Origin of the sequence: Prevotella sp. P4-51 (genome assembly GCF_002251455.1) — a bacterium.
Classification (GTDB): Bacteria; Bacteroidota; Bacteroidia; order Bacteroidales; family Bacteroidaceae; genus Prevotella.
The window spans coordinates 1-2,532 of sequence record NZ_NPJM01000025.1 but is presented as its reverse complement, the minus strand read 5'-3'; the positions used below and the strand labels follow the sequence as shown (position 1 = coordinate 2,532).

2 protein-coding genes are annotated in these 2,532 nt (G+C 60.3%); both read right to left on the bottom strand.

Annotated elements, in window-relative coordinates; translation table 11 throughout:
* Positions 1 to 301: hypothetical protein (locus CIK94_RS02625; protein ID WP_144008280.1), on the bottom strand; the 301-nt coding region annotated here is incomplete at its 3' end.
* Positions 298 to 2,532: glutaminase domain-containing protein (locus CIK94_RS02620; RefSeq protein WP_144008279.1), on the bottom strand; the 2,235-nt coding region annotated here is incomplete at its 5' end. The genes CIK94_RS02625 and CIK94_RS02620, both read right to left, overlap by 4 nt.

The following is a 2,532-nucleotide window of genomic DNA, read 5'->3' as shown; positions in this document are numbered from 1 at the left end:
GGCGGTCAGACGGCTGACGGCCAGAGTCCCAGAGGTCAGCTTTGCCCTTGCGCAGCAGCTGGGGCGACGATGCCACGCGTATGCGGTAAGCCGTCTGCTTGACGTTGGGCACAGAGGCATCAAGCTGCCAGCTGAAGCGTGGTCGGGGGCAGTCTATGCCCTCGGCGTGGTCGAGCCCCTCGACGCGGGTGGCTGTCACCGCCACAGCGGGCTTGCCCTTGGCGGGGGCAGCAACGGCATTGGTGGCTCCGGCCATCGCCGAAACCACCAATAGGGTCAATGATAGGAATGTGTATTTCATTTCTTCTTGTTTTTGTCCATCAACACTTTCATCCAGTAGCCACCGATAACCGAGCGGGCCTTAAATCCCTGCTGGCGGCCGGTCTTGGTGTTGTGCCAGTCACTGATGGGCACGCGTGTGGGAGTCTCGTTGACATAGGTGTAGACAGGATCCATGAGCGCCTCGAAGGTCTTGGCGTTGGGGGCCATACCCGCGAGCCACATAATCCAGTCGCTCTTGGTGTAGTCCTTACGACAGTCGAGCGGCAAGCCATACTTGTTCTGCTTGGTGAGATAATACTTGAACTCGCGGTCCATCACCTTGTCCGAGAAGATATGGGTGCCCCACATCTTGTCCCACACGATGTTGTACTTCTGGCTCCAGGTGCCTTCGCGGTCGTAGGCGAGCCGGTAGTGGTCGCCCTCGCGCGCCATCTGCTCCCACTGCTTGCCCATCTCGCGGGCCTTGTCCATGTAGCGCTTGGCCACATCGGCATTGCCGCGTATCTCTGCCATCTTAGCATAACCAGCCACACCCATGATGGCCTTGAGCGCCAGATTGGCGTTGTGTGCCCAGTGTCCGGCGAAGTCGTCGGTGCAGAGCTGGTTGGCGGGGTCGAGTCCGTGTTCTACCAGATAGTCGGCCCAGGTGGTGATGATGTCCCAGTAGCGGTCGGCGTAGGCTGTGTTGCCCTCGATGCGCGAGATTTCGGCGGCAAGGGTGAGCATATTGCCAGCCTCCTCGAGCGGCATGTCGGCTCCGTATACCTGGCCGTTGGCTATGGGATAGGTGCCCAGGTCGTGGGCGGCAAAGGGCTTGTCCCACCGGCCGCTGCGGCTATACTCGAAGATGCTGGTCATCATGGCCTTGACCAGTTCGGGATTGTATATCAGGAAGAGGGGGGCTGAGGGATAGGTGAGGTCGACGGTGTTGACACAGCCGTTAGACGCGTTCTCCTTGGAGAAGAAGAGCAGGTTGCCGTCGTTGTCTTCAAAGAGCTTGTGGGCTGCCATGACATGGCGGTAGGAGGCAGAGAGCAGCTCGGCGTAGTGCACGTTGCCTGCGGCGAGGGCGTCGTCGTAGATGCGCTTGTCGAGCAGGCGGCTGCGCTCCATGATATTCTGATAGTCTCTATGATAACGGTCGAAGGCGTCAAAGATAGTTGTTCGGCCGTCACGTGCCCAGTAGCCCTTGTAACGGTGGAACATGTACTCGATGTCGTAAATCTCGTCGTAGCCAATCATCATGTAGCTCTCGGCAGTGGTCACCTGGCCCAGGTTGCGCATATAGGCGAGGGTGGGCACATCGTAGCTCTTGCGGCTTATCATCTCGGTCTGGGTCGCGAGCAGGGCACCTTTGCGTATGAAGGCGGTCATCATGGCGGTGCTCTCGCCCAGGCTCACGGTACCATTGACGGCGGGCATGTAGAAGTAGCCCCAGTCAATGCACACTCCGTCGCCCTTGGTGGCAAGGATGGCTTGGTTTATGGTGCCTGTCTTGACATAGTTCACGCCATTGTGGGTCTCAAAGGTAGACCGCGTGGGCTGGGGCTTCTTGAACTTGGCCACCATGGGGTCGGCGCCCATGAAGAACTGCACATCGTGGGTCTTGCCGTCGGTGGCTGCCACGCGGTAGGAGATGTATCCCACTGGGGTGGAAAGCAGCTCGAGGTCGTCGTAGAGCATGGGCGAGGTGAAGACCACGTCGAGTTTGACGGGGCCGCACTCGAAGGTGTAGTATGTGCTGGTGGCGAGCACGCTGACAGAGGTCTGGCGCGCCTGGCGTATCTCCTTGAGCACGGGGGCAGCGTCGCAGTAGAGGCCGAAGTCGGCCAGTGCGCCCTTGGTGCCATTGTGTCCGTGCATGGCAATGAGGTTTTCGCCCTCATGCAGCAGCCGCTTCATGTCGGCAGTGAGCGCGATGCGGGCGCCGTCTCTATAGCCCTTCTCGCTGCGCACCTGGGTGCCGTTGATGAAGAGGGTGCCATCGTCGTCGTGCGACCAGATGACATAGAGGTCGCGGGCGAGCTGGTCGGCAGTGAGCGTGACGGTGCGGCGTATGTAGATATTGCTGTCGTCGCCGGTCCAGAGCGTGCGCATGGTGAGGTTTTCCTTGGTGCCAAAGGCGGCCTTGCCCTGCTTCCATGCGGTGTCGTCGAAGCCGGGCTTCTGCCATCCGTCGGCAGGAGTGTCGGTGGTGTAGCGGCCCTCCCATTCGGCGTCTTCGGCATTGGGCGCCACCACGTCGAGCAG